Consider the following 2,304-nt stretch of genomic DNA (forward strand, 5'->3'; position numbering starts at 1 on the left):
ATACGCCGTCATATCAGACCATGTTGGCTCTAATTCGTGTCGAATTAATTTCTTAATCCGTTGTCTATCAGTAATAGCGCTTGAATGAACAATCATAAGTATTGGAGCTAAGTGCATTTATGGCAGCATTATCCTGTCATTGCAGGTTTTGCCTAGCATTGGCACGATCACGGAGTTAGTTCCTAGTGTATCCACATGAGGTTGTTGATAGTATGGAGTTTCGTTTAGAGCTGTGGCTAAAAGAGCATAAGAAAATAACCGTCTCGCAAGAAACGATGCGACGAAGAACGCATGAGCAAAGACTAGAGATTGCGCTGACGACCAAACGGCGCAGAACAAAGCAGTTTCTTAAAACAGGCTTCGAACGTCAAAGAGACATGGTAGATTGTGATCTTCTAAATAGCGCGTAAATTAGGCTGCCCACTCATGCTCAATGACAAGAGTGAGCGACCTTCACAGATGTAGTAAGATTCCTGTCCCTAACTCCGAAAAAGTCGCTCTAAATCAAGCATCTGCACTATATCGGAATTAAGTATATGATTGTTAGTTTTGTGCAAAAACTTTTCATCAGCTATGCCTGTTAACCGGAATAGATTAATGGTCACGTGTGACTTATTGAACAGACCGCGAGTCTTGAACAAGGCTCATTTTCCCCTGCACCATAGATAAATTAAGACAATCGTTTGAAATGCTTCGCCGGTGACATATTTCGGCCCAGTATAGCGGCAACAACAATATGATCTGGCTTTCTTATATAATAGATAACATGATTTTTAAGCGGAAACCGACGATAATTATGGCCAAAGTTGGGAATATCCACCCCAATCAGCTCATTTCTCGCCAATAGAGACATGGATTGCTTTAACTCATTAAAATAACTGGCCCATTGAGTTTCCCCCCAATGATCGAGAGTGTAACGACGAATATTAATCAGATCGGACTGAGCCGAAGAAGAAAGTTTATACTCTCCCATTAATCAAACTTACCTTGATCTAATTGTTCCATAAAAGCGTCACCATCAACCAGATGCCCATTAATAATGTCTCTTTCTGCTTGTTCGAATCGAGCTTTTACCATCATTAGTTTTAGTGCTTCAAATTGTTCATATTCATCACATGACATAATAACTGCCACAGGGGAACCATTCTTGCAGATTTGAACCGGTTCACGCTGAACCTTCATTAACAAATCACCAAATTTTGTTTTCGCATTATTCGCAGTCAATGTTTGCATAACAATCTCCTTTTCGCTCATAGTAAACGAATCGAACGATTTAATCAAAATGGAGGATTCTGTCGCTGAAGAAGCGATAGTAGACCGCCATGGGTATGTGCTAGATGATTATTACTATTCAGTGAATGAGGATAGCCTGCCCCAATCACGTTCAGCAATCCAGACGCAGACTTTTGATGAGGCTTTTGTGTTAAAAGTTCTCAGTAAAGGGGCTTACACTTACCAAATGAAAGTAACGTGGAAGGATAAGGATGGAAATCAAGCTCAATTTTCACGTAACTCTGTTTTTGCTTGGGTTCCCTTAACATTCACAATTCCAAAAGGCGCTAGAAATGTATTTCTAACTACTACAGTGAATGATGGCTTTTATGGAACTCCAGGTATTGCAGCTAGAATTACACCAGACTCCGTAGCACAAGGAAAAGCTAACTTCACAGAATATCATATGTGGGGTAGTACATTTTGGCCAAAATGGAGACAAATAGATTAACAGCCAATAAGCGGGAAAAGCCTCTCATTCATTGAGTAATGCCGCTCAGTTAAGAAATTTGTGAGATCATTTGACCGATCCTCAAAAGGCTTCAAAATCCGATATTAGGAAACTAATATCGGATTTTTTATGTCTTTAGAAAGCCAACTTGCCAATACTTTTCGGTCGTGTAATACGGCTTTGTTTACTAATTCGATTTTAGTTAAAAACGCGCCTAACATGATTACTTGTTAGGCTATTGCTACCGTTTTAGGCATACCTAGCCCTGTGAGCTTGTTTAACGCTTTTATCATGGCGTAAGTCTCGCCAACCTGAGCATTGTAATTTCTTAAGCTTAATGTACCGCCGAGCAGTTTTTTTACACGGAACATCGCCGTCTCCGAGATCGAACGTTTATGGTAGCCGTACTTCTTTTTCCAATGCTTATTTGAACCAGATAGTTTCTGGCAACCGACCGCTAGATTACGGGTATGACCACGCTCCCAGAAGGCTGCGCCTTCCCTCGGAGAAATAAGCGGAACAGCATTTTTAGCGTGAATAGCTTCGTAGCACAACATTGTGTCGTAAGCACCATCGTCAGA

Annotated in this window: 3 protein-coding genes and 1 pseudogene; 1 reads left to right on the forward strand and 3 read right to left on the reverse strand. The window is 40.8% G+C overall.

What is annotated here, in order from left to right; all coding sequences use genetic code 11:
- Nucleotides 1–670: 670 nt before the first annotated feature.
- Both RH88_RS08755 and RH88_RS08760 read right to left on the reverse strand, forming a co-directional pair.
- On the reverse strand, nt 671–973 hold the full coding sequence (locus tag RH88_RS08755) for a type II toxin-antitoxin system RelE/ParE family toxin (protein ID WP_005595092.1): 303 nt from the start codon (nt 971–973) through the stop codon (nt 671–673).
- On the reverse strand, nt 973–1,233 hold the full coding sequence (locus RH88_RS08760; RefSeq protein ID WP_005595094.1) for a type II toxin-antitoxin system Phd/YefM family antitoxin: 261 nt from the start codon (nt 1,231–1,233) through the stop codon (nt 973–975). Before RH88_RS08760 ends, RH88_RS08755 begins: the two co-directional genes overlap by 1 nt.
- Before the next feature lie 49 nt (nt 1,234–1,282).
- Between RH88_RS08760 and RH88_RS08765 the strand changes: the two genes are divergently transcribed.
- Complete coding sequence (locus RH88_RS08765; RefSeq protein WP_005595096.1) at nt 1,283–1,723, forward strand: hypothetical protein; 441 nt, start codon at nt 1,283–1,285, stop codon at nt 1,721–1,723.
- Between the two features lie 230 nt (nt 1,724–1,953).
- On the opposite strand, the pseudogene RH88_RS08770 reads toward RH88_RS08765, so the two are convergent.
- Nucleotides 1,954–2,304, reverse strand: a pseudogene (locus RH88_RS08770) (IS5/IS1182 family transposase); the annotation flags it as partial.

It is taken from the genome of Vibrio scophthalmi LMG 19158, from assembly GCF_000222585.1.
GTDB lineage: Bacteria > Pseudomonadota > Gammaproteobacteria > Enterobacterales > Vibrionaceae > Vibrio > Vibrio scophthalmi.

Bases quoted from the DNA above. Each gene is read 5' to 3' on its own strand.
- RH88_RS08755 (WP_005595092.1), bottom strand. From the start codon at position 973: ATGGGAGAGTATAAACTTTCTTCTTCGGCTCAGTCCGATCTGATTAAT.
- RH88_RS08760 (WP_005595094.1), bottom strand. From the start codon at position 1,233: ATGCAAACATTGACTGCGAATAATGCGAAAACAAAATTTGGTGATTTG.
- RH88_RS08765 (WP_005595096.1), top strand. From the start codon at position 1,283: ATGGAGGATTCTGTCGCTGAAGAAGCGATAGTAGACCGCCATGGGTAT.